The organism is Streptomyces sp. NPDC041940 (assembly GCF_055589465.1).
In genome coordinates this window covers 79,833-106,831 of record NZ_JBVJBP010000015.1, presented here as the reverse complement: position 1 = coordinate 106,831, position 26,999 = coordinate 79,833, and the positions used below count along the sequence as shown (strand labels likewise).

Annotated in this window: 22 protein-coding genes and 1 pseudogene; 9 read left to right on the top strand and 14 right to left on the bottom strand. The window is 71.3% G+C overall.

Going from position 1 to position 26,999, the window contains the following annotated elements; genetic code table 11:
* Positions 1 to 7 precede the first annotated feature (7 nt).
* The 6 genes from ACZ6I3_RS24770 (at position 8) to ACZ6I3_RS24745 (ending at position 9,607) form a co-directional block, all read left to right on the top strand.
* Complete coding sequence (locus ACZ6I3_RS24770; RefSeq protein ID WP_469417433.1) at positions 8 to 1,045, top strand: glutamate ABC transporter substrate-binding protein; 1,038 nt, start codon at positions 8 to 10, stop codon at positions 1,043 to 1,045.
* Between the two features lie 116 nt (positions 1,046 to 1,161).
* Positions 1,162 to 2,496: a hypothetical protein gene (locus ACZ6I3_RS24765; protein ID WP_469417431.1), complete on the top strand. Its 1,335-nt coding sequence runs from the start codon at positions 1,162 to 1,164 to the stop codon at positions 2,494 to 2,496.
* Positions 2,497 to 2,513: 17 nt separating this feature from the next.
* Complete coding sequence (locus ACZ6I3_RS24760) at positions 2,514 to 5,138, top strand: serine/threonine-protein kinase (protein WP_469417604.1); 2,625 nt, start codon at positions 2,514 to 2,516, stop codon at positions 5,136 to 5,138.
* A gap of 3 nt (positions 5,139 to 5,141) precedes the next feature.
* A complete protein-coding gene (locus tag ACZ6I3_RS24755; protein ID WP_469417429.1) occupies positions 5,142 to 6,524 on the top strand; it encodes a PP2C family serine/threonine-protein phosphatase in 1,383 nt (460 codons plus the stop codon).
* A gap of 99 nt (positions 6,525 to 6,623) precedes the next feature.
* A complete protein-coding gene (locus ACZ6I3_RS24750) occupies positions 6,624 to 7,970 on the top strand; it encodes a vWA domain-containing protein (RefSeq protein ID WP_469417427.1) in 1,347 nt (448 codons plus the stop codon).
* A gap of 32 nt (positions 7,971 to 8,002) precedes the next feature.
* Positions 8,003 to 9,607 (top strand): FHA domain-containing protein, encoded by a 1,605-nt coding sequence (locus tag ACZ6I3_RS24745; protein ID WP_469417425.1) that lies wholly within the window; start codon positions 8,003 to 8,005, stop codon positions 9,605 to 9,607.
* Positions 9,608 to 9,623: 16 nt separating this feature from the next.
* On the opposite strand, the gene ACZ6I3_RS24740 is transcribed toward ACZ6I3_RS24745, so the two are convergent.
* The gene (locus tag ACZ6I3_RS24740) at positions 9,624 to 10,616 is read right to left on the bottom strand and encodes a methyltransferase domain-containing protein (RefSeq protein WP_469417423.1); all 993 of its coding nucleotides are present in this window, start codon (positions 10,614 to 10,616) and stop codon (positions 9,624 to 9,626) included.
* Positions 10,617 to 10,694: 78 nt separating this feature from the next.
* Between ACZ6I3_RS24740 and ACZ6I3_RS24735 the strand changes: the two genes are divergently transcribed.
* A complete protein-coding gene (locus ACZ6I3_RS24735; RefSeq protein WP_469417421.1) occupies positions 10,695 to 11,108 on the top strand; it encodes a globin in 414 nt (137 codons plus the stop codon).
* A gap of 19 nt (positions 11,109 to 11,127) precedes the next feature.
* On the opposite strand, the gene ACZ6I3_RS24730 is transcribed toward ACZ6I3_RS24735, so the two are convergent.
* The 8 genes from ACZ6I3_RS24730 to ACZ6I3_RS24695 all read right to left on the bottom strand — a co-directional run bounded on the left by ACZ6I3_RS24730 (position 11,128) and on the right by ACZ6I3_RS24695 (position 18,416).
* Entirely contained in the window at positions 11,128 to 11,796 is a 669-nt protein-coding gene (locus tag ACZ6I3_RS24730) for a DUF8185 domain-containing protein (protein WP_469417419.1), read from the bottom strand.
* Entirely contained in the window at positions 11,793 to 12,206 is a 414-nt protein-coding gene (locus ACZ6I3_RS24725; RefSeq protein ID WP_391097609.1) for an acyl-CoA thioesterase, read from the bottom strand. The genes ACZ6I3_RS24730 and ACZ6I3_RS24725 overlap by 4 nt, the downstream gene beginning before the upstream one ends.
* Before the next feature lie 6 nt (positions 12,207 to 12,212).
* Positions 12,213 to 13,877 carry an energy-dependent translational throttle protein EttA gene (gene ettA / locus ACZ6I3_RS24720; protein ID WP_399027037.1) on the bottom strand — a complete coding sequence of 555 codons (1,665 nt, stop codon included), beginning with the start codon at positions 13,875 to 13,877 and terminating at the stop codon, positions 12,213 to 12,215.
* A 138-nt stretch (positions 13,878 to 14,015) separates the two neighbouring features.
* The gene (locus ACZ6I3_RS24715) at positions 14,016 to 14,531 is read right to left on the bottom strand and encodes a DinB family protein (RefSeq protein WP_469417417.1); all 516 of its coding nucleotides are present in this window, start codon (positions 14,529 to 14,531) and stop codon (positions 14,016 to 14,018) included.
* A gap of 454 nt (positions 14,532 to 14,985) precedes the next feature.
* The gene (locus ACZ6I3_RS24710) at positions 14,986 to 15,207 is read right to left on the bottom strand and encodes a hypothetical protein (RefSeq protein WP_184592772.1); all 222 of its coding nucleotides are present in this window, start codon (positions 15,205 to 15,207) and stop codon (positions 14,986 to 14,988) included.
* Positions 15,208 to 15,290: 83 nt separating this feature from the next.
* Positions 15,291 to 16,262 (bottom strand): N-acetylglucosamine kinase, encoded by a 972-nt coding sequence (locus ACZ6I3_RS24705; RefSeq protein ID WP_469417416.1) that lies wholly within the window; start codon positions 16,260 to 16,262, stop codon positions 15,291 to 15,293.
* Positions 16,253 to 17,518 (bottom strand): 6-phospho-beta-glucosidase, encoded by a 1,266-nt coding sequence (locus tag ACZ6I3_RS24700; RefSeq protein WP_469417414.1) that lies wholly within the window; start codon positions 17,516 to 17,518, stop codon positions 16,253 to 16,255. Before ACZ6I3_RS24700 ends, ACZ6I3_RS24705 begins: the two co-directional genes overlap by 10 nt.
* A 4-nt stretch (positions 17,519 to 17,522) precedes the next feature.
* Positions 17,523 to 18,416 (bottom strand): carbohydrate ABC transporter permease, encoded by an 894-nt coding sequence (locus tag ACZ6I3_RS24695; protein ID WP_469417413.1) that lies wholly within the window; start codon positions 18,414 to 18,416, stop codon positions 17,523 to 17,525.
* 286 nt (positions 18,417 to 18,702) lie between these two features.
* Between ACZ6I3_RS24695 and ACZ6I3_RS24690 the strand changes: the two are divergent.
* A pseudogene (locus ACZ6I3_RS24690) lies at positions 18,703 to 19,698 on the top strand (RNA-guided endonuclease InsQ/TnpB family protein).
* Between the two features lie 18 nt (positions 19,699 to 19,716).
* Here ACZ6I3_RS24690 and ACZ6I3_RS24685 read toward each other — a convergent pair.
* The 4 genes from ACZ6I3_RS24685 to ACZ6I3_RS24670 form a co-directional block, all read right to left on the bottom strand.
* On the bottom strand, positions 19,717 to 20,670 hold the full coding sequence (locus tag ACZ6I3_RS24685; protein WP_469417411.1) for a carbohydrate ABC transporter permease: 954 nt from the start codon (positions 20,668 to 20,670) through the stop codon (positions 19,717 to 19,719).
* 12 nt (positions 20,671 to 20,682) lie between these two features.
* Positions 20,683 to 22,020, bottom strand: a complete 1,338-nt coding sequence (locus tag ACZ6I3_RS24680) for an ABC transporter substrate-binding protein (protein ID WP_469417410.1) — start codon at positions 22,018 to 22,020, stop codon at positions 20,683 to 20,685.
* A 99-nt stretch (positions 22,021 to 22,119) separates the two neighbouring features.
* Complete coding sequence (locus ACZ6I3_RS24675; protein ID WP_469417408.1) at positions 22,120 to 23,331, bottom strand: ROK family transcriptional regulator; 1,212 nt, start codon at positions 23,329 to 23,331, stop codon at positions 22,120 to 22,122.
* Positions 23,332 to 23,538: 207 nt separating this feature from the next.
* Positions 23,539 to 24,642, bottom strand: a complete 1,104-nt coding sequence (locus ACZ6I3_RS24670) for a mechanosensitive ion channel family protein (RefSeq protein ID WP_469417602.1) — start codon at positions 24,640 to 24,642, stop codon at positions 23,539 to 23,541.
* A gap of 328 nt (positions 24,643 to 24,970) precedes the next feature.
* Here ACZ6I3_RS24670 and ACZ6I3_RS24665 point away from each other — a divergent pair, with 328 nt between their 5' ends.
* Positions 24,971 to 25,507 (top strand): HNH endonuclease, encoded by a 537-nt coding sequence (locus tag ACZ6I3_RS24665; RefSeq protein WP_215121353.1) that lies wholly within the window; start codon positions 24,971 to 24,973, stop codon positions 25,505 to 25,507.
* Between the two features lie 94 nt (positions 25,508 to 25,601).
* On the opposite strand, the gene ACZ6I3_RS24660 is transcribed toward ACZ6I3_RS24665, so the two are convergent.
* A complete protein-coding gene (locus tag ACZ6I3_RS24660) occupies positions 25,602 to 26,936 on the bottom strand; it encodes an FtsX-like permease family protein (RefSeq protein ID WP_469417407.1) in 1,335 nt (444 codons plus the stop codon).
* Positions 26,937 to 26,999 lie beyond the last annotated feature (63 nt).

Sequence of the window (26,999 nt, the reverse complement as noted above, 5' to 3'; positions counted from 1 at the left end):
CGTGAGCATGCGAGCACGACGTCTGCGGGCCAGCCTGAAAGGCTGGGGCGGGGTGGCCACGATGGCGGTCGTCTGCGCCCTGGTGGCGGTCTTCGCGCTCTGCGTCCCGCTGTCCGGACCGGGCGTCGGTGACGGCCGGTCCGTCACCCAGGCCTCCCAGGCCACCCTCGAAAAGGCCGAAGAGGACTGCGAGGCGCCCGAGAAGCAGACGCTGTCCCCCTCCTCCGCCGACGGCGACACCATCCAGGCGATCAAGGACCGCGAGGGTGAGAAGCGCAAGCTGATCGTCGGCGTCGACCAGAACAGCTACCGCTGGGGCTACCGCAACCCCAACAGCGGCGAGACCGCGGAGCTCGAGGGCTTCGACATCGACCTGGTCCACCGCATCGCCGAGGACATACTCGGCGACCCGGACGCCGTCCAGTTCAAGGCGATCCCCACCGACCAGCGCATCCCGGCGATCCAGGACGGCCGCGTGGACATGGTCGTCCGCACGATGACGATCAACTGCGACCGCATCGCGGACGTCGCCTTCTCCGCGCCCTACTTCAAGACGGGACAGCAGGTCCTGGCCCCGAAGTCCTCACCCGTCAAGGGCTACGACGACACGCTCGCGAACCGCAAGGTCTGCACGGCGGCCGGCTCGACGGCGTACTCCACGCTGGAGGCCGACCAGAAGGACGGCAGACTCCCCGCCACCACCGACATCTCCACGACCGTCCCGAACCAACTCGACTGCCTGGTAAGGCTCCAGCTCGGCGAGGTCGACGCCGTGGTCACCGACGGCGCGCTCGCGGCGAGCCAGGCGGCACAGGATCCGACGGTCCAGCTCAAGGGGGACGCCTTCACTGCCGAGTACTACGGCGTGGCGATGAAGAAGGACGCCGACGATCTGGTACGCCGGGTCAACCAGATCCTGGTGGACTACCGCAAGGACACCGCGAACGGCTGGCAGGCCTCGTACGAGAAATGGCTGTCGGCGACACTGGGCAAGGACGCGAAGAAGTCGGAACCACCGGCTCCGCAGTACCTGCGCAGCACCTGACCGCTCGACCGACACCCGGACCACAACCCGACCGAACCCCCAACCGGCAAGCCGACCCAACCCAACCGCCAAGCCGACCCCAACCCAACCGGCACTACCGCAGCGAGAGGTGATCGATGGGCGTCACGGGATCCACCGGGCCGGTGATGGACCGGGACGAGGTGGACCGTGCGCTGGCGCGGCTCGGCGCGGAGCACGAGGCGATCGAGACCTCGCTCCTCGCCCTGCAGGACCACGCGGGCCGCAGACTCCTGGAGGGCGCCCAGCTCACCGGTGTCACCCAGGAGCGCTGGACGTCCACGGAGGCGTCGATCACGCTGCTGTGGACCTACTTCGACGCGTACACGGACGCCCTGCGCACCGCCCGCGACATCCGCTCCCGCCGCCGCTGGTCCAGCCGCGAGGACCTGGTGGAACTGACGGAACTGCTGACCGGCGAGTCCGTCACCATCGCGGGCAGCGCCACCGCGACGGCCAACGCCCCCACCCCGCACGGCGCCGCGAACAAACTCAGCGAGCGCTACTCGCTCACCACCCTCGTCGACCGGATGAACGAGCTGTACGCGACGAGCCTGGACATGGTCGTCGCCGCCGACGCCGTCTGGTCGGCTCTGCCCGCCCGGATCGACCTGCTGGCGGCCGAACTCCAGCGCACCCGCCGGCTGGCGCACTCGGTGGGCGTACGTCCCGGAGAGCACCCGGCGGGCGACGATCTGGAGCGCATCACGCGCACGCTGACGAAGCTGCGCGAGCAGGTGATCTCGGACCCGCTGGAGTTCTGGCTGGCGGCGGAGGGCAGTTCGGCTCCGGGCGGCGGGCGGCCGGACACGACGGTGTACGACCGTGAGGCGCGCGCCCTGGAGGACGTGCGCCGGGAGATCGACGCGGTCCTGACGGTCCGGCAGGACGCCGAGAAGCGGATCGTCAGGCTGCGGGACATCCTCAGCCGCGCGGACCGCACGCTGGCCGAGGCACGCATCGCCCGCGGCGAGGTCCTCGCGAAGCTCGCGGCGACGGAGGTGCCGGTCGTCAGCGGACCGCCGACGGTGTTGCAGGAGCAGGTGGCGGCGGCCGCGGAGTACCGCAGGCAGGGGCAGTGGCACCGGCTGTCCCCGCTGCTGGAGTCGCTGGAACAGAAGGCCGAGGACGAACTGCTGCGCGCCCGCGAGTCGTTGACCGAGGTCACCGCGCCCCTGGCGGTCCGGGCCGAGCTGCGCGGCCGGCTCGACGCGTACAAGGCGAAGGTCGCGCGGCACGGCTTCGCGGAGGACGCGCTGCTGGTGGAGCGGTACGAGAAGGCGCGCCGCATGCTGTGGAGCGCCCCCTGCGATCTGCGCGCCGCCGAAGGGGCCGTGCTGCGCTACCAGCAGGCTGCCCTGGAGCTGCTCGGCGGTCCGAGGGTGCCGGACCAGGGCGCGGTCGAGGACGACCGGAGGGGGCCGGGCGCATGAGCGACGAGGGGGAGTCCATGACCGAGGCACGCGGCTGTCAACGCCCCACCTGCACGGGCGCCTACGAGGACATGGGCGGCGGCGAGTTGTACTGCGACACGTGCGGCCTCGCCCCGGTCGTCGCGGCTGGGGGTCCCCCCTCCGGGGGAGGCATGGTCGCCTCGCCCCCCACCGGCATCACCGCCGGCGGCAAGGGAGGCTCGCGCGGCTCGGGCGCCAGTGGCAGCTCCCGCTCCAGCAGCCGCAGTTCGCGTACGTCGTCCCAGTCGTCGAAGTCCCGCCGCTCGGTGTCGGGACGCCTCTCGCGCTCCCTGTCGGGCAAGTCGACGAGCCGCTCGGTGTCGGTGCGCAGCTCCGGCTCCGGCGCCGGTTCCTCGTCCCGGGGCCGGCTGGGCGCCGGTCTTGTGCAGGTGCCGCCGATCCCGCGGCCCGACCCGCGCGAGATGGTCCTGGACAACCCCGAGGTGCCCGAGCGGAAGCGGTTCTGCTCGCGTTCCGACTGCGGCGCTCAGGTGGGCCGGGCGCGCGGTGACCGGCCGGGGCGTACGGAGGGGTTCTGCACCAAGTGCGGCCACCCGTACTCGTTCGTGCCGAAGCTCAAGTCCGGTGATGTCGTGCACGGCCAGTACGAGGTGGTCGGCTGCCTCGCGCACGGCGGCCTGGGGTGGGTCTACCTCGCCGTCGACCGGGCGGTCTCGGACCGCTGGGTGGTCCTCAAGGGCCTGCTGGACACCGGCGACCAGGACGCGATGGCCGCGGCGATCTCCGAGCGGCGCTTCCTCGCGGAGATCGAGCACGCCAACATCGTGCGGATCTACAACTTCGTGGAGCACCTGGACCAGCGCACGGGCTCCCTCGACGGCTACATCGTCATGGAGTACGTCGGCGGCAAGTCGCTGAAGGAGATCGCCAACGGCCGCCGCACAGCGCAGGGCAGGCGCGATCCGCTGCCGGTCGAGCAGGCCTGCGCGTACGGCATCGAGGCGCTGGAGGCGCTCGGCCACCTGCACAGCCGCAACCTGCTGTACTGCGACTTCAAGGTCGACAACGCGATCCAGACCGAGGACCAGCTCAAGCTGATCGACATGGGCGCGGTGCGCAGGATGGACGACGAGGAGTCGGCCATCTACGGCACGGTGGGCTATCAGGCGCCGGAGGTGGCCGAGGCCGGCCCGTCGGTGGCGAGCGACCTCTTCACCGTCGCCCGCACGCTCGCCGTCCTGACCTTCGACTTCCAGGGCTACACGAACGTCTACGCGGACTCCCTGCCCGACCCGGACCACATCGAGGTCTTCCGGCAGTACGAGTCGTTCTACCGCCTGCTGGTCCGCGCCACCGACCCTGATCCGGCCCGCCGGTTCGCCTCCGCGCAGGAGATGACCGAGCAGCTGACCGGCGTCCTACGGGAGGTCGTCTCCCTGCAGACGGGCCGCGCTCGGCCCGCCCTGTCCACCCTGTTCGGGCCCGAACTGCGGGTCACGGACACGGAGCTGTTCCCGCGGCTGGACGGTGAGGTGTCCCGGCTGGGGGCGCGGGTGGTGCGGATACGGCGCGGTTCCCCGACCGCCGCCGCGCTGCCCGTCGCCACCGCTTACGGACCGGCCGTGGCCCAGTCGCCCGCCCGCGGGGTGCGGGAACCGGCCGCGGCTCAGCTCCCGGCAGGCGGCGAGCAGTCCCACGTCCCCCTTCCCGCCGGCCTCGTCAGACCCGTCGACGCCCCCGCCGCCGCCCTCGCACTGCCCGTCCCCCGGGTCGACCCGACCGATCTCAACGCCGGTTTCCTGGCGGGCCTGATGACGTCCGCGCCGGCCGAGCTGCTCGGAGCCCTCGCGGCGGCCCCGGCCCCGTCGACCGAGACGCGGCTGCGGCAGATCCGGGCCTGGCTGGAGACCGGCGAGCCGGCCGCCGCGCTGGAGGCCCTGGTCACGCTGGAGGGGGAGCGGCCCGACGACTGGCGGGTGGTCTGGTACCGGGGCGTGACCGCGCTGGTCACCGGCGACGACGAGGGCGCCGCGCTCGCCTTCGACGCGATCTACGACGCCTTCCCGGGCGAGATCGCGCCCAAGCTGGCGCTGGGCCTGTGCGCGGAGGTGCTGGGCCAGCTCGACAACGCCGCCGAGTACTACCGGCTGGTGTGGTCGACCGACCCGAGTCATGTGAGCGCCGCGTTCGGGCTGGCCCGCGTACAACTGGCCACCGGGGACCGGCGCAGCGCCGTGACGACGCTGGAGTCGGTCCCGGAGTCCTCCATCCACTACACGGCCGCGCGCGTGGCGGCCGTACGGGCGCGGCTGAGGCAACGCACTGCGGCCGCCTCCGACGTACCGTTCCTGGAGGATCTCACGGCCGCCGCGGCGCAGGTCGAGGCGCTGGAGGCGTACGGTCTGGACCCGGCGCGGCGGGAACAACTGTCGGCCGAAGTCCTCGGCAGTGCCCTGGACTGGGTACTCTCCGGGGGCCAGGGTTCCGTCCCTCCCGCCGCCGGGGGACGGACGCTGCTCGGCAGCGGCCTGGACGAGCGGGGCCTGCGTTTCGGCCTGGAACGCTCGTACCGCACGCTGGCCCGGCTGGCGCGGGGCGGCGAGGAGAGGATCGACCTGGTGGAACGTGCCAATCGTTACCGCCCCCGGACGTGGGTGTAGTTGATGTCGCAGATGCCCCAGTTGTCCGCCTGCCCGAGTTGCGAGGAACCCCTCGAATCGGGTGACCGTTTCTGCGGCGCGTGCGGATATGACCTGTCCGCCGTGCCCGAACGGCCGCAGGACAACCCGACCATCACCATGAACGGCTCGGTGCCCGCCCAGGGCGCTCCGGCCGGTGAGTATCCCGAGCGCCCGCCGGCGCCACCCTCCGGTGCGCCCTGGCCGGCCCCGGGGCCGGCGGCCACTCAGGCCCCGGCCGCGGGCGGCCCCATGCCACCGCAGGAGCCCCCGGCCTCCGGCGTGCGGTTCGACCGGAGGCCGCAGCCCGACGGACCTGCCGCGCCGCCGGAGACGTACCAGACCCAGCCCGATCAGATCCAGCCCGATCAGATGCAGCCCGACGAGTACCTCCTCCAGGCACCGGACCCACGGGTGTCCGCCGAGCCCGCGGCCCCGGCCGCCGGCGCCGGCGGCAAGGTCTGCGTGGCCTGCCGTGCCGGCCGCGTGGACGACGACGGCTACTGCGAGAACTGCGGCCACGCCCAGCCGCGCGAACGGGACCACATGGAGCAGGAGTCCGGCCCGATGGCCGCGGTCAGCGACCGCGGCCTGCGCCACCACCGCAACGAGGACGCGTTCGCCATCGGCACCGCCGCGCTGCCCGACGGCACCCCCGCCTCCGTGGCGATCGTCTGCGACGGAGTCTCCTCGGCGACCCGCCCCGACGACGCCTCCCAGGCCGCGTCGCGGGCCGCGAGCGAGGCGGTGCTGGCCGCCCTGCCGCGCGGCGCGCATCCGCAGCAGGCGATGCACGACGCGATCGTCGCCGCCTCACGCGCCGTCAACTCGCTTGCCGCCGAGCCCGCCACGGCCCTGGAGCAGGCCCCGCACCAGAACGCCCCCGCGTGCACCATCGTGGGCGCCGTGGTGACATCGGGCCTGCTGATCGTCGGCTGGGTCGGCGACAGCCGCGCCTACTGGGTCCCGGTCGACCGGAGCGCTCCCCCCGCCCGGCTCACCGAGGACGACTCGTGGGCCGCGCAGATGGTCGCCGCGGGCCTGATGAACGAGGCCGAGGCCTACGCCGACGAGCGCGCCCACGCGATCACCGGCTGGCTCGGCGCGGACGCCTACGAACTGGAACCGCACACCGCCGCGTTCAAGCCGGACCGGCCGGGCGTGGTGGTGGTCTGCACGGACGGTCTGTGGAACTACGCGGAGGCGGCCGAGGAGATGGCCCGGGTCCTCCCGCTCGACGCCGCCGCGCATCCGCTGCACAGCGCCCGGGTGCTCCTCGGCCACGCCCTGGACGGTGGGGGCCACGACAACGTAACAGTGGCCCTCGTGCCGTTCCCCGCCGTGCCCCAGGGGGCAGGATCGGCCTGAGGCCACGTACGGGGACGCCTCGGCGGACCGGAGGGGACCGGTCCGCCTACCGTCATCACCCCGCTCCGGCGGGTGCTTTCGAGGGGGATCGAAGCAGGCATGGCCATTTTCTCGAAGTCGAACGTGCCGCAGTTCTCGGTGGACGTGTACCAGAACGAGTACCTGCCGGAAGGCGCCCGCGAGGTCAACGCCATCGTCACGGTGACGGCGACCGGCGGCGGCACGATCGGCAGCGCGGTCGCGGCGCCCCACCTCTACTCGCCCGGCCAGGGCCCGTCCGCCGCCGTGGCGGTCATGGTCGACTGCTCGGGGTCGATGGACTACCCGCCGACCAAGATGCGCAACGCCCGGGACGCCACGGCCGCCGCGATCGACACCCTGCGCGACGGCGTGCACTTCGCCGTGATCGGCGGGACGCACGTGGCCAAGGAGGTCTACCCGGGCGGCGGGCGCGTCGCGGTCGCCGACGCCACCACCCGCGCGCAGGCCAAGCAGGCGCTGCGCTCGCTCAGCGCGGGCGGCGGCACGGCCATCGGCACCTGGCTGAAACTCGCCGACCGTCTGCTCTCCTCCGCGGACGTCGCCATCCGGCACGGCATCCTGCTCACCGACGGCCGCAATGAGCACGAATCGCCCGAGGATCTGAGGGCCGCGCTCGACGCGTGCGCCGGGCGCTTCACCTGCGACGCGCGCGGCGTGGGCACCGACTGGGAAGTGAAAGAAGTCACAGGGATCGCCTCCGCCCTGCTCGGCACCGCCGACATCGTCGCCGATCCGGCCGGCCTCGCCGCCGACTTCACGCAGATGATGGAGACGGCGATGGGCAAGGAGGTCGCGGACGTCTCCCTGCGGCTGTGGACCCCGGTCGACACCACCGTGAAGTTCGTCAAGCAGGTCGCACCGACGGTCGAGGAACTGACCGGCAGGCGCACCGAGGCGGGCCCCCGCGCGGGCGACTACCCCCTTGGTTCCTGGGGCGATGAGTCCCGTGACTACCACGTCTGTGTCGAGGTCCCGGCCGCGCACATCGGGCAGGAGATGCTCGCGGCCCGGATCTCGCTGGTCATTCCGCAGCCCGACGGCAGCGTCCAGAACCTCGGCGCGCAGGGCCTGGTGAGGGCCGTGTGGACCGACGACATGGTCGCCTCGACGTCGATCAACCCTCAGGTCGCCCACTACACCGGGCAGGCCGAACTGGCACAGGCCATCCAGCATGGGCTGGACCTTCGCAAAGCGGGAGATATGGACGGAGCAACGGCCAAACTGGGCCGGGCCGTTCAGCTCGCGAGTGCCTCCGGGAACGCCGATACTGCGAAACTGCTTGCGAAGGTGGTGGACGTGGTCGATGCCGCGACCGGTACTGTGCGACTGAAGGCGAAGGTTCAGGAGGCCGACGAGATGACGCTCGAGACCCGGTCCACCAAGACCGTTCGTGTCAAGAAGTGACCTAGAAGAGATCGAAGGAGGGACGGGCCGACATGCCGACCTGCCCGAACGGACACCAGTCGGGTTCCGACGACTGGTGCGAGGTCTGCGGTCACCGCATGGCGGGTGCCGTGCCTCCGCCCCCTCCACCGCCCCCGCCCGGCGGCTACGGCTTCCCGCCCCCCGGCGGCCCGGGTGGACCCGGTGGTCCCGGGGGCCCCGGTGGCCCGCCCGGTGGTCCCGGCGGTCCTGGTGGACGCCCTCCGCACCTGTCCGCCGTACCGAACGCCGAGCCGGAGCTCTGCCCGCAGTGCCGTACGCCGCGTGAGGGCGGCGCGCCCTTCTGCGAGGAGTGCCGGTGGAACTTCCTGACGAACACGGCGACCTCGTACACCCCCGCGGCCCCGCCCCCGCAGGCGCCCGGCCCGGGTGTGCGTTTCCAGCCTCCGGACCAGCCCGGTCCCGGCCCGTCGGGTCCGTCCTACGGCGGCGGTGACTCGTACGAGTACCAGGGCTCCCGCCCGTCGCAGATGAACCGCCCGGCCGAGCCGATCCCGCCGTTCGGCAGCGACCCCTCGGGCCCTCCGCCTCCCCCCGGCGGCGGTTTCCCCGGACCGGGCGGACCCGGTGGCCCCGGCGGCTACCCCGGTCCCGGCGGCCCTCCCGGACCTGGTGGTCCTCCCGGCCCCGGCGGTCACCCCGGACCCGGTGGCCCTCCCGGCCCGCCCGGATTCGGTGCCGACCCCTCGCGGCCGGTCCCGCCGCCGCCCGGTCCCGGCGGACCCGGTGGCCCCGGTGGCCCCGGTGGACCTGGTGGTCCCGGCGGCCCCGGTGCGCCCGGTGCTCCGCAGGCCTTCCAGCAGTCCGGCCCGCCGGCCCCGCCCGGATTCCCGCAGGAGACCCAGCGGCCGCCGCAGCAGGGCGGTCCGTTCGGCGGCGGTGAAGACGACTGGGTGATCTCCCCGCCGACCTCCGGCCCGGGTGGCCCTGGTGGTCCGGGTGGCCCCGGCGGCCCCGGCCCCGGTCAGGGCGGTGGCTACGGCTTCCCCCAGCCGGGCGCGACGCAGGCCCCTCCCGGTCCGGGCCAGGGCGGTGGCTACGGCTACCCGCAGCCCGGCGCGACGCAGGCCCCGCCCGGCCCCGGTCAGGGCGGTGGCTACGGCTACCCGCAGCCGGGCGCGACCCAGGCCCCGCCCGGCCCGGGCCCCGGCCCCGGCGGCTTCCCGCAGCAGCCCCAGGCGCCGCAGGGACCGTCGACCTGGACCGCGACCATCGGCCCGGACCGCGACTACTTCATGGCGATGATGCAGCGCTCCGGCCCCGAGGCCGCAGGCCTGAACCTGCCCGCGTACTCGCCCGAGCAGCAACGCACGCTCACCGGCAACCAGCTCACGATCGGCCGCCGCCGGCACTCCACCGGCGACACCCCCGACGTCGACCTGGCGGTGCCGCCGGAGGACCCGGGCGTCTCGCACCAGCACGCTGTGCTGGTCCAGCAGCCGGACGGCAGTTGGGCGGTCGTCGACCAGAACTCGACGAACGGCACGACGGTCAACGGCTCGGACGAACCGATCCAGCCGTTCGTCCCCGTCCCGCTGCAGGACGGCGACCGGGTGCACGTGGGCGCCTGGACGACGATCACGATCCGCCGGGGCTGAGCGAGCCCTTCCGGGATCAGGACGGGAGGGGCCAGGCGTACGGCCCCTCCGGGTCGTCCAGCCAGGCCCACTCGTGGTCGCCCCTGACCGTGATGCCGTAGCGCTCCCGCTGCGGCATGCCCTCCTGCTCCCACAGCGCGTGCGCCTCCTGCGGGTCGAGGCTGCCGCGGGTCAGCGTCAGCAGGAAGCGGAACAGGTCGTCCTCCCGGGCCCTGCGCGGCACCCCGCCCAACTGGGCCGGCTCGCCCCAGGGCCGGGCTCCGCCGCGCAGCGGAACGAAGTAGGCGGGCGTGTGCAGGAACCGCCCCTCGGCATGCCCGGCGTCGCTCACCGTGAGGACGATCAGGCCGGTGCCGAGCGGCATGAGGATCCGGCCGCCGGGACGGCTCTGCGCGAGCCAGGCGCGCGGCACGGTGTTCAGGGCGCAGGTGGCGATGATCCGGTCGAACGGCGCGCGCTCGGGCACGCCCCGGGCGCCGTCGCCGGTGACGACGACCGGCTGGTATCCGGCCGCGGCCAGGTGACGGCGGGCCGACTCGGTGATCTCCGGGTCGAGATCGACGGTGGTCACCTTGTCGTCGCCCAGCCGGTGGGCGAGCAGCGCGGCGTTGTAGCCGGTGCCGGCGCCGATCTCCAGGACCGTGTCCCCGTCCTTCACGCACAGCGCGGCCAGCATGTCCGCCATCAGGGAGGGCTGGCTGCTGGAGGAGAGCAGTTCGCCGTCGCGCAGCCGCGTCGCCAGCGGGGTGTCCTCGTAGGCACCGCGCACCCACCGCTCACGCGCCCGGGGGTCGGGGCTCTCGCCCCAGCGTCGTTCGTAGCCGCCGGCGACGCCGACGTAGTAGTACGGCACGAAGAGATGGCGCGGGACCGTCGCGAACGCCTCACGCCACACCGGGTCGGCTGCCCAGGCCCCGCTCGCGTCGATCCGGCGCACCAGTGCCGCCCGCGCGGAGGCGGCGAGCCCGTCCGGCCCTTCCGGTTCCCTGTCGGGTGCATGCCCGCCCATACCCCCACACTAAGGGCAGCGGTGCCCGGGAGCGGGCGGGTCCTAGGCCTTGAGTCCTATGTCCCCGCGTCTGAGAGCATGGAGGGCGTGAATGAGATTCGGCGCGGCACGCTTCAGGAGCAGACCTTCTACGAGCAGGTCGGCGGGGAGGAGACCTTCCGCCGGCTCGTTCACCGTTTCTACAAGGGAGTCGCCGAGGACCCGCTGCTGCGGCCCATGTATCCCGAGGAGGACCTGGGCCCGGCCGAGGAGCGCCTGGTGCTGTTCCTCATCCAGTACTGGGGCGGCCCGACGACGTACAGCGACAACCGCGGCCATCCCCGCCTGCGGATGCGGCACGCGCCGTTCACGGTCGACCGTGCGGCGCACGACGCCTGGCTGAAGCACATGCGGGTCGCCGTCGACGAACTCGGGCTGTCCGAGGAGCACGAGTACACGCTGTGGAAGTACCTGACGTACGCGGCGGCCTCGATGGTGAACGCGCCGGGCTGACCGGCAGGAGGGGCGCTGCTCAGCGGACGCTGACGTCCAGCGCCCCGAGCCCGGTACGCCGTACGGCGACCGATCCGTACGGCGTGCGCAGCCGGAGCCACGCGCCCGAGGAGAACAGCCCCAGCGGCACTCCCGGCCGCAGGAAGCCGAGCGACTGCGCTGCGTGCACGACCCGCACGGGGAGGCCGGTGTCGCCGACCGTACGGGACCAGATGTCCCGCCCGATCCGGTCCAGCTCGGCCCTGGTGCGTCCCTCGGACGGCAACTCCTGCGTACGGGACCGGAACTCGGCGACCACGGCGGCGACCAGGGACCGCAGGGCGTCCGGCGCCGGCAGCCCCGGCTCGGGCCGCCAGCCGCCGCGCGGCGGCAGCACACCGGCCCACGGCGGCCCGGTCACCGCACCCGGCACCACGGCCGTTGCGGCCTTCTCGTCCACCGACTCCAGCAGTTCACCGGCGGACACGGTCACGTCGAGCGTGACGTCCAGCCCGTTCTCGTACGGCTTCGCCAGCCGCACCGCGCGCACGGCCAGTACCTCGAAGGACGGCGGCCGTCCGAAGACGGCCAGTGCGGTGCCCGCCGCCTGCAGGCGCACCGCGGCTCCACGGTCGTAGTGGAGCAGCCGGGAGAGGAAGGCCGCGAGATCCGCCGCCTCCCCCTCGTCGACGAGGTGCAGGACCGTCATGCTGCGACGGCCTCCTCCTCGGCGTCGTCCGTGTACTCCTGGAGGAACTCCCGTTCCTCCGCGGTGATCCGGCGCGGACGCTGTGCCTCGAAGTCGAACGGCACGACCACCGTCGAGGCCCGTACGTAGACCAGGTCGTCGTCCTTCACCTCGTAGCTGATGGTGAAGGACGCGGCCCGGATCTCGCTGATCCACAGCTCGATGTCGACCGGGTGGTGCCGGTGGACGAGCTGCCGCTTGTAGTCGATCTCATGGCGTGCCACCACGGACCCCTGCTGGAAATCCTTCTCCGGCCGGAAGAGGAAGTCGATGCGGGCTTCCTCCAGGTAGCGCACGAAGACCGCGTTGTTGACATGGCCGTACGCGTCCATGTCCGACCAACGCAGCGGGCAGCGGTAGTTGTGCCGCAAGATCGATCAGCCCCGGGTCAGCTTCTTGTAGGTGGCGCGGTGCGGACGGGTGGCGTCCGGGCCGAGCCGCTCGATCTTGTGCTTCTCGTACGACTCGAAGTTGCCCTCGAACCAGAACCACTTGGACTCGCCCTCGTAGGCGAGGATGTGCGTGGCCACCCGGTCCAGGAACCACCGGTCGTGGGAGACGACCACGGCGCAGCCCGGGAACTCGAGCAGCGCGTTCTCCAGGCTGCTCAGGGTCTCGACGTCCAGGTCGTTGGTCGGCTCGTCGAGGAGCAGCAGGTTGCCGCCCTGCTTGAGGGTGAGCGCGAGGTTCAGGCGGTTGCGCTCACCGCCGGAGAGCACCCCGGCCGGCTTCTGCTGGTCCGGGCCCTTGAAGCCGAACGCGGAGACGTAGGCACGGCTGGGCATCTCGACCTGGCCGACGTTGATGTAGTCGAGCTCGTCGGAGACCACGGCCCACAGGGTCTTCTTCGGGTCGATGTTCTCGCGGCTCTGGTCGACGTACGAGATCTTGACGGTCTCGCCGACCTTGATGGAACCGGAGTCCGGCTCCTCCAGGCCCTGGATCATCTTGAACAGGGTCGTCTTACCGGCGCCGTTCGGGCCGATGATGCCGACGATGCCGTTGCGCGGGAGCGTGAAGCTGAGGTCGTCGATGAGGAGCTTCTCGCCGAAGCCCTTGCTGAGGTTGTTGATCTCGACGACGACACTGCCCAGACGCGGGCCCGGCGGGATCTGGATCTCCTCGAAGTCCAGCTTCCGCATCTTCTCGGCCTCGGCGGCCATCTCCTCGTAGCGGGCCAGACGCGCCTTGGACTTGACCTGACGGCCCTTGGCGTTGGACCGCACCCACTCGAGCTCTTCCTTCAGACGCTTCTGCCGCTTGGCGTCCTTCTGGCCCTCGACCTTGAGGCGCGCGGCCTTGGTCTCCAGGTACTTCGAGTAGTTGCCCTCGTAGGGGTAGAGGCGGCCGCGGTCGATCTCGCAGATCCACTGGGCGACGTTGTCGAGGAAGTACCGGTCGTGAGTGACCGCTACGACGGTGCCGGGGTACTTGGCCAGGTGCTGCTCCAGCCAGTTCACCGACTCGGCGTCGAGGTGGTTGGTGGGCTCGTCGAGCAGCAGCAGGTCGGGCTGCTCCAGCAGCAGCTTGCACAGCGCGACGCGGCGGCGCTCACCACCGGACAGGTTGGTGACGGGCCAGTCGCCGGGCGGGCAGCCCAGCGCGTCCATGGCCTGCTCCAGCTGCGCCTCGAGGTCCCAGGCGTTGGCGTGGTCGAGCTCCTCCTGGAGCTTGCCCATCTCGTCCATGAGCGCGTCGGTGTAGTCGGTCGCCATCTGCTCGGCGATCTCGTTGAACCGGTCGAGCTTGCCCTTGACCTCGGCGACACCCTCCTGGACGTTCTCCAGGACGGTCTTGTCCTCGGTCAGCGGCGGCTCCTGCAGCAGGATGCCGACGGTGTAACCGGGCGTGAGGAAGGCGTCACCGTTGGACGGCTGCTCCAGACCCGCCATGATCTTCAGGATCGTCGACTTGCCGGCGCCGTTCGGGCCGACGACGCCGATCTTCGCTCCCGGGTAGAAGCTCGTCGTCACGTCGTCGAGGATCACCTTGTCGCCGTGCGCTTTGCGCGCCTTGCGCATGGTGTAAATGAACTCAGCCAAGAGAAACCGTCCGGCAGCTTGAAACTGGCAGTGGGCAGATACACCCCATCTTGCCGCAACGCCACGTCTGGGTGGTAACTCGTTCGGGCGGGAGCGGCTGACCTGGGGGTTCGCGGGTGGGTGAAGGGGAACCCAGGGCTAGACGCCGGTCCGTCCGTCGACGAGCTCTCGCACGATGTCGAGATGCCCGTTGTGCCGGGAGATCTCCTCGACGAGGTGGAGGATCACCCAGCGGAGGTCCACATGGCGGCCGTCGCCGATGGGGCGCTTGGCCGTTGAGTTCAAGTCGTGCTCGGACAGCAGGCGACGGTAGCGGTCGCTCTGCTCCTCGTATGCGGCGAGAAGCCGGGGCAACGGGATGTCGACCGCTGTCCGCATCTCGGGGTCGGGGTCGTCGTCGCTCGCCCGCGTGAGCGGACCCTCGGGTTCCTCTCCCAGGAACATCACCTGGATCCAGTGGTGCTCGACCCACCGCAGATGGCTGATCAGGCCGCACAGGGTCATGAGCGGTGAGTCCGGAAGCGGGGCTCTGCGGGCGTCTTCCGCGGACACGCCCTCGCACTTGGCGCGCGCCGTGTCACGGGCGTAGTCCAGGAAGGTGATCAGCTGCGTGCGCTCATCCCAAGTGGGAGGCGTATCGGTTCGTCGCGTCATCGCGGGGAGTTTTTCGCAGACCGGAGGGGGAGTCGAGTGATTAACGGGCGGGACCCCGTCGAGTGCTGGTGAGGTGCAGCCGCTGGACCGCTCGGATTCCCTGGCGGTTGCGTCGCCGCCGATCGCGGCTCTCTCGGCACGTGTCCCCTCGTACCCTCCGTGATCGGCGTTCGCGTCTGACGTGCCCGGTGAGCCCCTGGAGGCGGGCGACCACTACCCCTGGGGGGTGACCCACACAGGCCCGAGGTCCTGACCCGGGGCTGCGAACGGCTCGTCCTCTCCGAAGTCCGGGGCCTGGAAGGGGTTCCTGGCCGGCGGGGGTGATGCTGTGGCAGGGGAGCTGGGCGGTCCGTCCGGGGCGGAGAACGGCGAGGTCAGGTCGATGAGAGGTCTCCCTTTGAATCCAAGCCCCCCGTTGGGACCTGGCGTGCGGTGAGCGGGTGCTGCGGTGGAACTAGAGCTTGGTCATCTTCGCGTACGGGCTCAGGATCCGCTGCTCCACCGAGCCGCCGAAGTTCACCAGCGCCGCGATTCCCTCCTCGATGCCGATCACCCGGCCGAGACCGTAGATGTCGTGGGTGACCTGGTCGCCGACGGCGAAGTGCTTGGGAGCCGGCACGACCGGGGGTTTGAAGGGGCTGGTGGGCAGGTGACGCTTCGCGGAAGGCTTTGTCATTGCCTCAGTATGCGCCCGCGCGTACCCCAGTCACAGCGGCCGTCCACGGAGGCTGTTCGTGCACCCGCCCGCCCAGCCCCGTCTCACGCCCCGAAATGCGCCCGCAACCGCCCCTGCGCCCCCTCACTCGACCCCACCCTGTCCAGCCCGAGGAGGGCCGCGCCGAGGACAGGACCGGCCGTGACCACCTGCGGGATCGCCTTGGGGGCCCGGTCGGCCAGCAAGTTCTGGATCATGGTGTTCAGTTGGGGGTGCTCGGCCGCCAGGACGCCGCCGCCCAGGAGGACCGGGGTCGGCTCATCCAGCAGGTCGAGGCGGGTGAGGGCCACCACGGCCATGGAGACCACCTCCTCGGCCTGGCGGTCGACGATCGTGCGGGCGATCGGGTCTCCGGTAGCCGCCGTCGCGAAGAGGACCGGTGTCAGCTCGTGGCGGCGGGACTGCTCTACCTGGCCCAGGTGCAGCGCCTCGATGAGCGCGTACATGGAGGAGAGGCCGAAGTGTGCGGGGAGGGCCCGGGACAGGGCTGTGGCAGGCCCCCGGCCGTCCTCCGCACGTGACGCATGCCACATCGCCTCCTCCGAGAGACCCCAGCCGCCGCCCCAGTCGCCCGAGACCCTGCCGAGGGCCGGGAAGCGGGCCGTGCGGCCGTCGGGGCGCATGCCGACGCAGTTGATTCCGGCGCCGCAGACGACCGCGACGCCCCGGGGTTCCGTCACCCCCGCGCGCAGGATCGCGAAGGTGTCGTTGCGGACCCTCACCGTCGTGCCCCAGGCGCGGGCGTGCAGCGCCGTCTCCAACCGGTCCTCCTCGACCGGGAAGTCCGCGTTGGCCAGGCACGCCGAGACGTGGGTGACGGAGGTGAGTCCGGCGGTGGTGAGGGCCTGGCGGACAGGGGCGGCGAGCGTGTCCATCGCCGTGTCCAGGCCGACCGACGGCGGGCGGAAGCCGCCCCCACGCGCCGTGGCCAGGACGTCGCCGTCCGCCGTCACGATCGCCACGTCCGTCTTGCTGTTGCCGGCGTCGATGGCGAGGACGGTCGCGGTCAGGCCCACGTGAGGTGCTCCCGGTTGTGTGCGATCAATCGGTCCGTGAGCGTCTCGGCGTACTCGTACTGGGCGATGAGGGGGTGGGCGAGGAGCGCCTGGAAGACGCGCGACCGGCCGCCGCGCAGGGCCGCCTCCAGGGCCAGGTGCTCGTACGCCGTCACGTTGGCCATCAGGCCCGCGTAGAGGGGGTCCACCGGGGCGACGGGGAGCGGGGACGCGCCCTTGGCTCCCACCGCCGCCTGTACCTCGATCACCGCGTCGTCGGGGAGGAACGGGAGCGTGCCCCGGTTGTACGTGTTCACCACCTGGTACGGCGTGCCGGCGCCGCCCAGCAGGGCCGCCGCCAGGTCCACCGCCGCCTCCGAGTAGTACGCGCCGCCGCGCTTGGCCAGCAGCTCCGGCTTCTCGTCCAGCGCCGGGTCCGCGTACATCGTGAGCAGTTCCTTCTCCATCGCCGCGACTTCGGCCGCCCTCGACGGCTTCGTCCGCAGTTCTCGTACGACCTCGTCGTGCGCGTAGTAGTAGCGCAGGTAGTACGACGGGATCACGCCCAGGTCGTCCAGCAGGGCGCGGGGGAGGCGCAGGTCGCTCGCGATCCTGTCGCCGTGGTTCGTCAGCAGCTCGGGCAGGACGTCCTCCGCCTCCGGGCCGCCCAGGCGTACGCCTGTCTCCCAGGTGAGGTGGTTGAGGCCTACGTGGTCCAGGTGGACCTCCGGGGCGGAGACCCCGAGCAGCGCCGCGAACTTGCGCTGCAACCCGATCGCCACGTTGCACAGGCCCACCGCCTTGTGGCCCGCCTCCAGCAGGGCGCGGGTCACGATGCCGACCGGGTTCGTGAAGTCGATGATCCACGCGTCGGGGTTGGTGCGGCGTACGCGGTCCGCGATGTCGAGGACGACCGGGACCGTGCGCAGGGCCTTCGCCAGGCCGCCGGCGCCCGTTGTCTCCTGGCCCACGCAGCCGCAGTCGAGGGGCCAGGTCTCGTCCTGCTCGCGGGCCGCCTGGCCGCCCACGCGGAGCTGGAGGAGGACCGCATCCGCGCCGTCGACCGCGCGGTCGAGGTCGGTCGTGGTGGTGATGCGGCCGGGGTGGTCCTGGCGGGCGAAGATACGGCGGGACAGGCCGCCCACCAGGGCCAGGCGGTCTTCGGCGGGGTCCATCAGGACCAGTTCCTCGATGGGGAGGGTGTCCCTGAGGCGGGCGAAGCCGTCCACGAGTTCGGGGGTGTAGGTCGAGCCTCCGCCGACCACGGTGAGTTTCATGCGTCTAACCCTTTACTCCGGTGAGCGTGACACCCTCTACGAACGCCTTCTGGGCGAAGAAGAACACGAGGATCACGGGGGCCATGACCAGCACGGTGGCGGCCATGGTGAGGTTCCAGTCGGTGTGGTGGGCGCCCTTGAACGACTCCAGGCCGTAGGAGAGCGTCCAGGCGCCCGGGTTCTCCGAGGCGTAGATCTGGGGGCCGAAGTAGTCGTTCCACGCGTAGAAGAACTGGAAGAGGGCCACTGCGGCGATGCCCGGTTTCGCCATCGGCAGGACGACCTTCAATAGCGTGCGCAGGTCGCCGCAGCCGTCGACCCTCGCCGCGTCCAGGTACTCGTCGGGGATCGTGGTGAGGAACTGGCGCAGCAGGAAGATGGAGAACGCGTCGCCGAACGCCATGGGGATGATCAAGGGCCAGAGGGTGCCGGAGAGGTCCAGTTGCTTCGCCCAGAACAGGTACATCGGGATGATGATGACCTGCGGCGGCAGCATCATCATGGAGATGACCAGCATCAACGCCAGATTGCGGCCTCGGAAGCGGAACTTGGCCAGGGCGTAGGCCACCGGGATCGAGGAGATCACCGTGAGGGCCGTGCCCAGGAACGCGTAGACCAGGGTGTTCTTCCACCACGTGAGGAAGCCTGGGGTGTCGAAGACCCTGCGGTAGTTGTCCCACTCCCAGGTGTGCGGCATCAGGTCGCGGCTGAGGGCCTGGGAGTCGCTCATGAGCGAGGTGAGGAAGACGAAGACGAAGGGGAGGGTGAAGAAGAGGGCCGCCGCGATGCCCAGGGAGTGGATCGCGATCCATTCCAGCAACGCCCTTCGGTGGGCCGTGCGTTCGGCCGGAGAAGGCGGCGCCTTCAGCTCCAGGGGCTTGTCGAGTACCTGCGTCATCGTTCACCTGTTTCTTGCGAGGAGGCTCCGGCGTTCACGCCGGGGAGGAATCGCATCCGGGTGTTGCGACGCGGAGCGTCGCCGTATCCGGTTCGGGGAGCGGAGCGCCCGTACCGCTGTCGGCGTCGGCGAGGTGATGCGAACGCGTGTGCCTGTGGTCGCTGGTCGGGGTGGTGGCGGTGGCGGTGGGATCGGGGTGCGTGTGTGCGGCTGTCGTACATACGGTCCTTCAAAGAGTTCGGGACGACGCGGTGCTTGGGTCGGGACCCTGTGAGGGGGGGGCGTGATGGCGCAGGTGGGGGTGGCTGTGGAGGGCGGGCATGCCCGCTACACGTACCGGCTGCGTGTGTCGTCCGCCGCCCGCAGGGTCCTGGTGGCGGAGTGGGACCGGTGCCGGTGGGTGTGGAACGAGTGCGTGGCCAAGTCCCGGGCCGTGTCCCTGCACAACAAGGTCCGCGCCAAGGCCCACAAGGACATCAAGGAGCGTCTGCCCCTGGCACGCCGGGCGGGGATGCCGCGCCCGTACGCCGTGGCTGCGTGAGGGCTCGTCGGTTGTCCAGCAGCAGGTCATCCGCGACTTCGGCCGCTTCTCGGGCACTGGTACTGCTCCTTCGTCGTACCCGCCGAAGTACAGCCGCTGCCTGAAACCGGTCGGGTGCTCGGTGTCGACTGGGGTGTGAAGGAGACCGCGACCACCACCTCCGACATGCACGACCTGCCGCACGCCGAACACGGCAGGAAGGCCCAGAAGAAGCTGACCGGGTATGACCGGATGATGACCCGCCGCAGGCCTAAGAAGGGCCAGCCGGCATCGATGGGCTACCGCGAGGCGAAGAGGCTGCGAGCCAAGGCATACAAGAAGGTCGCCGGACAGCGTGCGGACGCGGGCCGCAAGTGGGCCAAGAAGGTGGTCCGTGACCATGACGCGATCGCGGTTGAGGATTTCCGTCCGAAGTACCTGGCCAAGTCCACGATGGCCCGCAAGGCCGCGGACGCCGCCATCGGCGCCACCAAGGCCGCTCTGCTGGAGATGGGCCGCAAGCACGGGCGGGACGTCCGCCTGGTCCACCCCGCGCACACCACGATGGACTGCGCCAACTGCGATGCGAGAGTCAAGCACGCACTGCCGCTGTCGGAACGTACCTACACCTGCACCGCATGCGGGCTCGTGTCCCCACGGGACAAGAACTCCGCACGCGTGATGCTCGTCCGGGCTGGTCTCAACCCGGCTGGTGCCGAGGGCGCAAGACCTCCTGGAGCGCTGCTTCAGGAGGCTGCCTGAGCCAGGAATCACCTCCCTTCAGGGAGGTGAGGATTCAACTGCGTTGATCAGGCCGCCCTTGCGGCGCATCAGGAGTGCGGTGAAGGCCATGGAGAGGGCGAAGAGGACCAGGGCGACCACACAGGCGGAGCCGTAGTCGAAGCGCTGGAAGCCCAGGTTGTAGACGAGCTGGGGGAGGGTGAGCGTGGACTTGTCGGGGTAGCCGGGCTCGAACTGCGTGCCCGCGCCCTGGATCACGCCCGACGCGACCTTTCCGGCGATCAGCGGTTGCGTGTAGTACTGCATCGTCTGGATCACGCCGGTGACCACCGCGAACATGACGATCGGCGAGATGTTCGGGAGCGTGACGTAGCGGAAGCGCTGCCAGGGCGTCGCGCCGTCCAGTTCGGCCGCCTCGTACTGCTCCTTCGGTACGTCGAGCAGGGCCGCCATGAAGATGACCATCAGGTCGCCGATGCCCCACAGCGCCAGCAGGGTGAGGGCCGGCTTCGACCAGGTGGGGTCGTTGAACCAGCCGGGGGTGGGGAGGCCGGCCTTCTCCAGGAGGGAGTTGACCGGGCCCGTGCCGGGGTTGAGGAGGAAGGCGAAGGCCATCGTCGCCGCCACGGGCGGGGCCAGGTAGGGCAGGTAGAAGAGGGTGCGGAAGACGCCCGTCGCTGTCTTGATCTTGGTGATCAGCAGGCCCACGCCCAGGCCGAAGGCGACCCGGAGCGTGACCATGATGACGACCAGCCACAGAGTGTTGCGCAGGGCGGGCCAGAAGAAGGGGTAGTGCTCGAAGACGTACGTCCAGTTCTTCGTGCCCGACCAGGTCGGCGGCTTGAAGCCGTCGTAGTGCATGAAGGAGAAGTAGACGGTGGAGAGCAGGGGGTAGGCGAAGAAGACCGTGAAGCCGATCAGCCAGGGGGAGAGGAACGCGAGGGTGCGCAGCGTCGAGCGGCGGTATTTCGCCCGCAGTGTGTAGGTGCTCATCGTGCTCGTCTCCTACTTCGCCTGCGCGATGTCCGTGTCGATCTGCGCGGCCGTCTTCCTCAGGCCCGCCTTGAGGTCGGTCGCCTTGCCGCTCTCGTAGGCGTAGCCGAACTCCTGGACCGTGGTGAGGTAGACGCCGCCGTTGATCGAGGCGGGGGCGGTGGTGGAGTCCGGGTTGGCGGCGATCTCCAGGAACGTCTTGAAGCGCGGGTCGTACTTCAGCTTCGGGGACTTCAATGCCGCCAGCGTCGACGGGACGTTGTGGATGGCGTTGGAGAAGTCCACCACCGCGTCCGTGTCCGTGGTCATGTACTTCACCAGCTCCCAGGCCGCGTTCTGCTTCTTGCTGGTCGCCGCGATACCGGCGATGGTGCCGGTGATGTAGCCCTTGCCGTACTGGTCGGCCTGGTCGTCGGGGACGGGCAGCGGGGCCACGCCGATGTCGAACTTCGGCTTGGTGTCCAGGGCCATGCCCAGGCGCCACTCGCCGTCGAGCTGCATGGCGACCTGGCCGGTGTGGAAGGGGTGCTTGGGGCCCCACTCGTCGCCGAGCTTGGAGCGGTAGGTCTCCAGCTTGCGGTAGCCGCCGAGTTCGTCGACCAGCTTCTTCTGGACCGTGAACGCGGCCTCGAACGCCGGGTCCTTGCCGACGTTCGACTTGCCGTTCTTGTCGAAGTACGTGGGGGAGAACTGGCCGAGGTAGTGCTCGGTGGTGGTCTCCCAGCCGTGGTAGTTCGGCATGAAGCCGAGCTGCTTGTAGGTGGCGCCCTGGGCGATCGTCAGCTTCTTGGCGACCCGCTCGAATTCCGACCAGGTCTTGGGCGGGGCGGTGATGCCGGCCTTCTCGAACGCCGTCTTGTTGTAGTAGAGGCCGTAGGCGTCGCCGAGGAGGGGGACCGCGCAGCGGTCGCCGTCGAACTGGGTGTACTCGTTCATCGCCTTCGGGAAGGTCTTCTCCGGGTCGACGCCGGACTTCTCGAAGAACGGGTTGAGGTCCACCAGGGCGCCGGAGGAACAGAACCTTCCGACGCTGTTCGTGGTGAACGACGAGATCACGTCCGGGGCCTTGGCGCCGCCGGTGCGCAGGGCCTGGTTGATCTTGTCGTCGGTCATGTTGCCGACCACGTTGACGTGGATGTTGGGGTGCGCCTTCTCGAAGCCGTCGACCAGCGACTGGACGGCCTTCACCTCGCCCGGCGCGCTCCAGGCGTGCCAGAAGTTGATGGTCGTCTCCTTCGAGGCGTCGTCGCTCGCGGCGGAGCCCGGCTGGCCGGTGCACGCGGTGGTGAGGAGGGCGAGGGAGGCGGAGACGGTGAGCGCTATGGCTGTTTTTCTGGATATTCCTGGCATGGCGGAGCTCCCTGAGGCACGGGGGAAGGAGGGGGACGCGAGGAGGGGGGTGGAGTCAGAAGGAGGAGGGGGTGGAGTCAGAAGAGGGGGGCCAGAGGGTCAGCGGGAGGTGTCGAAGACCTCGTCGCGCGTCGACGCGAGCGCGCTCTCCAGCGCGCCGCGCAGCACGGGATGTTCACGGACGTCGCCCACGACCAGGCGGGGGCGTGACGCGGCCAGTTCTTCCAGCTCGGCCTGGACGAGGGCGCGCAGCGTCTCGCCGCCCGAGGTGAGGGACGCCCCGCTCAGCACGACGAGTTCGGGGTCGAGGACCGAGACGAGGGAGGCCAGACCGGTGGCCAGCCGGGTCGCGTAGGTCTGGAGGAGCCGGCGGTGGGGTTCGTCGTCGGCCCCCGCCGCCCGGGCCACCAGTTCCGCCGCGGCCTCGGTGTACGGCCCCTGCGGGACGTCCTCGATGCCGAGTTCACGGGCCAGCCGGGGGACGGCCTGGGAGCCGGCCAGCTCCTGGTAGCCGCCGCTGTTGGCCTTGGTGACCTGGCGGACCAGGGGAGTGCCCGGCACCGGCAGGAAGCCGACCTCGCCGGCGCCGCCGCTCCAGCCGCGGTGCAGCCGGCCGCCGAGCACCAGGGCGGCGCCCAGTCCCTCCTGGTTCCACAGCAGCACGAAGTCCGCGTGGCCCCGGGCCGCGCCGAGCCGCTGTTCGGCGAGCGCGACCAGGTTGACGTCGTTCTCGTACTCGAACGGCATCGGCAGGGCGGCGGCGAGCTCCTCCAGGAGGGTGGGGGAGTGCCAGCCGGGCAGGTGGGAGGCGTAGCGCAGCCGGCCCGTGGTGGGGTCGAACGCGCCGGGGGTGCCGATCACGAGACGGTGGATGTCGTCCCGGGCGAGGCCCGCCGCCTTCACCGCGCCGTCCAGGGCGTCGGTGACCTGCTGGACGACCGGGGTGCCGGTGCGCCTGCCGGGGGTGGGCAGTTCGTGCCGGCCGACCGTGCGGCCGGTGATGTCGGAGACCGCGGCGAGTATCCGCTGCGGGGTGACGTCGAGCCCGGCGGCGTGACCGGCGGCCGGGTTGACCTCGTAGAGCTGGGCGTTCGGGCCCGGCCGGCCTTCCGTGGTGCCGGTGGCCAGGACGAGGCCCGCCGCCTCCAGACGGGCCAGGAGCTGGGAGGCGGTCGGCTTGGACAGGCCGGTGAGCTTGCCGATCCGCGTACGGGACAGCTGGCCGTGCTCCAGCAGCAGGTCGAGGGCGGCCCGGTCGTTCATGGCGCGCAGGACGCGTGGGGTGCCCGGCGTACCGGCGGTTCCTGCCATGCGTGTCCACACCTGCCCTTCGGTCGCTCAGCTTTTCAGTGATCGCGGAGGGAGTCCATCCGGTGACCAGGTGACCACCCTCGACCTACTGTTAGGAAAGTTTCCTATCGGTGGTGAGGAAGCTAGACCCGGCACCTTCGGGAGTCAAGAGGGCATGAAGAAAGGGCGGCATCCGGCCGAGCCGGATGCCGCCCTCCCGAGAGGCTGTTACTTCGTCGTACTCGTCGGCGCCGCCGGCGCGAGCGGGGACGCCGCCGCCGACTGCGGAGACGTGGCGTTCGCGTACACCGACGGGGCCGCCATCCCCGCCGTCGGGTCGACGAGCTGCTCCTCCGCCGGGGCCGTGGCGCCGCCGACGATCCGGATGCCCGCCGCGTCGAAGGCCCGCTTGATGCGCCAGCGCAGCTCGCGCTCCACGGTCAGGGACTTGCCGGGCATCGTCTTGGCCGAGACGCGCACGACCATGGAGTCCAGCAGGACGCTGTCCAGGCCGAGCACCTCGATCGGGCCCCACAGCAGCTCGTTCCAGGGCTCCTCGGCGCCCATCTTCTCGGCGACCTCGTCCAGCGTGGCCTTGACCCTGTCCAGGTCCTCACCGGAGTGGACCGTGACGTCGACGTTGGCGGTGGCCCAGCCCTGGGAGAGGTTGCCGATGCGCTTGACCTCGCCGTTGCGGACGTACCAGATCTCGCCGCCCTCGCCGCGCAGCTTGGTCACGCGCAGGCCCACCTCGATCACCTCGCCGGAGGCGACGCCCGCGTCGACCGTGTCGCCGACGCCGTACTGGTCCTCCAGGATCATGAAGACGCCGGACAGGAAGTCCGTGACGAGGTTGCGGGCGCCGAAACCGATCGCCACACCGGCGACACCGGCCGAGGCCAGCAGCGGGGCGAGGTTGATCTGGAAGGTGCCCAGGATCATCAGCGCGGCCGTGCCGACGATCAGGAACGACGCCACCGAGCGCAGCACCGAGCCGATGGCCTGCGAGCGCTGCCGGCGGCGTTCGACGTTGACCAGCAGGCCGCCGATCGCGCCGCCGTCCAGGGACGGGACGTTGCGGTTCATGCGGTCGATCAGCTTGGTGATCGCCCGCCGTACGACGATCCTCAGGACCACCGCTATCACCACGATGAGCAGCACCCGCAGGCCGATCGCGAGCCAGGTCGACCAGTTCTGCTCGATCCAGCCGGCGGCGTTGGTCGCGCTCTCGTGGGCGTCCTCCAGCGAGGGCACTCTCGGGCTCTGCGTATCCGAGGGTGTCGGCGACGGCGTAGGGTCGGCGGCCATCAGAACGGCGTCCGCGGGGGACATGGACACGGCGGGTACCTCCAGGTGCAGCGGTCTGCCCCGGTGGGATGGTTCGGGGGTCTTCGGGGGGTCAAGGTCACGACTGGGTCACCGAAGGGGCAGAACCACCACACTAACGGGGCATTGTGTGTGCTCCCTCGGAATGTGTGAAGGAGACACCGTGCTCACCTGGGCTTGAACAGGCCATGCTCTGGGGGATGAATCAGATGTGGTCGAAAACACTCCCAGCCCGTTACCGGGACATGGTGGCGCTTCCACCAGGCATGAGGAGAGACTGACTACGAATCGTCCCGGCGCGAGCCACGCGCCGCCGGCGTCCAAGGAGGCCTCCGTGCCGCATGTCCTGGTCCTCAACGCGTCGTACGAGCCGCTAGGTGTCGTACCGCTCCGCCGCGCGCTCGTCCTCGTCCTCGAGAACAAGGCCGTATGCCTCGAGGAGTCCGGCGCCTTTCTGCACAGCGCGACCGTCACAGTCCCCGCACCCAGCGTGGTCCGGCTCAAGCGATTCGTCCGGGTTCCCTATCGGGGGCCCGTTCCTCTTACCCGCCGGGCGCTGTTCGCCCGCGACGGGGGCCGGTGCATGTACTGCGGTGGCGTCGCAACCAGCGTCGACCACGTCATCCCGCGCAGCCGCGGGGGCAAACACGTCTGGGACAACGTGGTGGCGTCCTGCCGCCGCTGCAACCACGTGAAGGCCGACCGACATCTCTTCGAGATCGGCTGGCGGCTGCGCCACAAACCCGCCCCGCCCTCCGGCCTCGCCTGGCGCATCATCGGCACCGGCCACAGGGACCCGCGCTGGATGCCTTACTTGCAGCCGTACGGCGCGGAGGACGCCATGGCCCGGATCGACGGCATTCCCGCCTGACGAGGATCCGGGCCTTCGTATTGCCGCGTGCGGCGGGCCGGACCGGCCCGGGGAACCCCCGTTCCCCCGGGCCGGCCTGTCATGGGCGGTGCCCCTACGCGTACCGCAGCTCCCCCGGGCGCACCGTGCGGCGCAGCAGGGGCAGGGAGGTCGCCGCGGCCAGCAGACAGGCGGCGTAGACGGCGAGGGGCACCAGGGCGGGCGCCCAGGGCACCGGACGGCCGGAGAGCAGGGCGTACCAGGTACCGATGGCCAGGCCGCCCAGGCCGGCGAGCAGCACCGCGGGGGCCAGGGGCAGCGCGGTCTCCAGCAGCAGGGCCCGGCCCAGCACCGTGCGGGGCACTCCGGCGGCGGACTGCGCGGCCAGGCCCCGGCGGCGGGTGGCCAGGGACTCGGCGGTGCCGACGGCGAGCCCGGACAGCGTGATCGCCAAGGCGACCGCGATGGCGGCGCCGGCGAGGTCGAGGCCGGTGGTGTAGTAGGTCACGGGCTCGCCGAGGTCCTTCTTGGTGCGCACCACGTCCCCCAGCACCTGCCGGATGCCCAGGAAGCCGGTCCCGACGACCGTCACCAGCAGCACCGCCGCGTGCGTGCGGGCGGCCGACCAGGGGTCGTCGCGCAGCCGCTCGGCGGCGATCAGCGTCGCCGCCGACCGGGCCCGGGCCGCGAGAAGCCACCCGGTCGCCTTCGCGGCCGCCCCGGAGAGCCACACGGCGCCCGCGCCGACCGTGAGGGCCGCGCCCGCCACCCATAGCGGCGGTCCGCCGTTCGGCCGGTTGGCGGCGGGCGTGGCGGTGGTGGACACCGCCAGCAGAGCCAGCGCCGCGACGAGCAGCATGCCGCCCAGGAACAGCACCCCCGGCCCCCGTCCGGAACGCGGTCCGAACCGGCGCACCCAGCCGAGCGGCGAGGCCACCACCCGGCGCAGCGCCAGCGCGCCCGCCGTCGCGCCCAGCAGCGGTACGGCGACGGCGACCAGGGCGATCCCCGCCCAGGCCGGGGCGGTCGGCCGGTCCCACAGGCGCAGCAGGAGCAGCACCGAGAAGACGGTGGCGACCGCCGAGCCCAGCAGACAGGCGAGCCCGGTCTCCAGCGCGGCGATCCGCCGCACCTGCCAGGGCGTCGCCCCGGCCAGCCGCAGCCCGGCCAGCCGCCGGTCGCGGTGCACCGCCCCGATCCGGGCGCACTGCCCGAGGAACCCGAGCACCGGCACGAGCAGGAGCAGCAGGCTGACGATCACGCCGGTCCGGGTGCCGGGCTGGTCCAGCAGGCCGGCGGCGTAGGGCACCTGGTGGTGGCCCCGCAGCGAGGCCAGGGCGACCGCGCTGAGGGCGAACCCCGTCGCGAGCGCCGCGCCCGTCGCCGTCAGGGTGACCCGCCACCACTCGCCGCGGTCGGAGCCACGGGTGAGTTCCCAGGCGAGGCGCACGTCGGCGCGAGGGGTGTGCAGGAAGCGCGGAGAGCGGTGGGACCGCCCCGAGCGCGAGGGTCG

What these genes read in the sequence shown, in the direction of transcription:
- ACZ6I3_RS24770 (WP_469417433.1), top strand. Translation starts at nt 8, where the DNA reads ATGCGAGCACGACGTCTGCGGGCCAGCCTGAAAGGCTGGGGCGGGGTG.
- ACZ6I3_RS24765 (WP_469417431.1), top strand. Translation starts at nt 1,162, where the DNA reads ATGGGCGTCACGGGATCCACCGGGCCGGTGATGGACCGGGACGAGGTG.
- ACZ6I3_RS24760 (WP_469417604.1), top strand. Translation starts at nt 2,514, where the DNA reads ATGACCGAGGCACGCGGCTGTCAACGCCCCACCTGCACGGGCGCCTAC.
- ACZ6I3_RS24755 (WP_469417429.1), top strand. Translation starts at nt 5,142, where the DNA reads ATGTCGCAGATGCCCCAGTTGTCCGCCTGCCCGAGTTGCGAGGAACCC.
- ACZ6I3_RS24750 (WP_469417427.1), top strand. Translation starts at nt 6,624, where the DNA reads ATGGCCATTTTCTCGAAGTCGAACGTGCCGCAGTTCTCGGTGGACGTG.
- ACZ6I3_RS24745 (WP_469417425.1), top strand. Translation starts at nt 8,003, where the DNA reads ATGCCGACCTGCCCGAACGGACACCAGTCGGGTTCCGACGACTGGTGC.
- ACZ6I3_RS24740 (WP_469417423.1), bottom strand. Translation starts at nt 10,616, where the DNA reads ATGGGCGGGCATGCACCCGACAGGGAACCGGAAGGGCCGGACGGGCTC.
- ACZ6I3_RS24735 (WP_469417421.1), top strand. Translation starts at nt 10,695, where the DNA reads ATGGAGGGCGTGAATGAGATTCGGCGCGGCACGCTTCAGGAGCAGACC.
- ACZ6I3_RS24730 (WP_469417419.1), bottom strand. Translation starts at nt 11,796, where the DNA reads ATGACGGTCCTGCACCTCGTCGACGAGGGGGAGGCGGCGGATCTCGCG.
- ACZ6I3_RS24715 (WP_469417417.1), bottom strand. Translation starts at nt 14,531, where the DNA reads ATGACGCGACGAACCGATACGCCTCCCACTTGGGATGAGCGCACGCAG.
- ACZ6I3_RS24710 (WP_184592772.1), bottom strand. Translation starts at nt 15,207, where the DNA reads ATGACAAAGCCTTCCGCGAAGCGTCACCTGCCCACCAGCCCCTTCAAA.
- ACZ6I3_RS24700 (WP_469417414.1), bottom strand. Translation starts at nt 17,518, where the DNA reads ATGAAACTCACCGTGGTCGGCGGAGGCTCGACCTACACCCCCGAACTC.
- ACZ6I3_RS24695 (WP_469417413.1), bottom strand. Translation starts at nt 18,416, where the DNA reads ATGACGCAGGTACTCGACAAGCCCCTGGAGCTGAAGGCGCCGCCTTCT.
- ACZ6I3_RS24685 (WP_469417411.1), bottom strand. Translation starts at nt 20,670, where the DNA reads ATGAGCACCTACACACTGCGGGCGAAATACCGCCGCTCGACGCTGCGC.
- ACZ6I3_RS24680 (WP_469417410.1), bottom strand. Translation starts at nt 22,020, where the DNA reads ATGCCAGGAATATCCAGAAAAACAGCCATAGCGCTCACCGTCTCCGCC.
- ACZ6I3_RS24675 (WP_469417408.1), bottom strand. Translation starts at nt 23,331, where the DNA reads ATGGCAGGAACCGCCGGTACGCCGGGCACCCCACGCGTCCTGCGCGCC.
- ACZ6I3_RS24670 (WP_469417602.1), bottom strand. Translation starts at nt 24,642, where the DNA reads ATGTCCCCCGCGGACGCCGTTCTGATGGCCGCCGACCCTACGCCGTCG.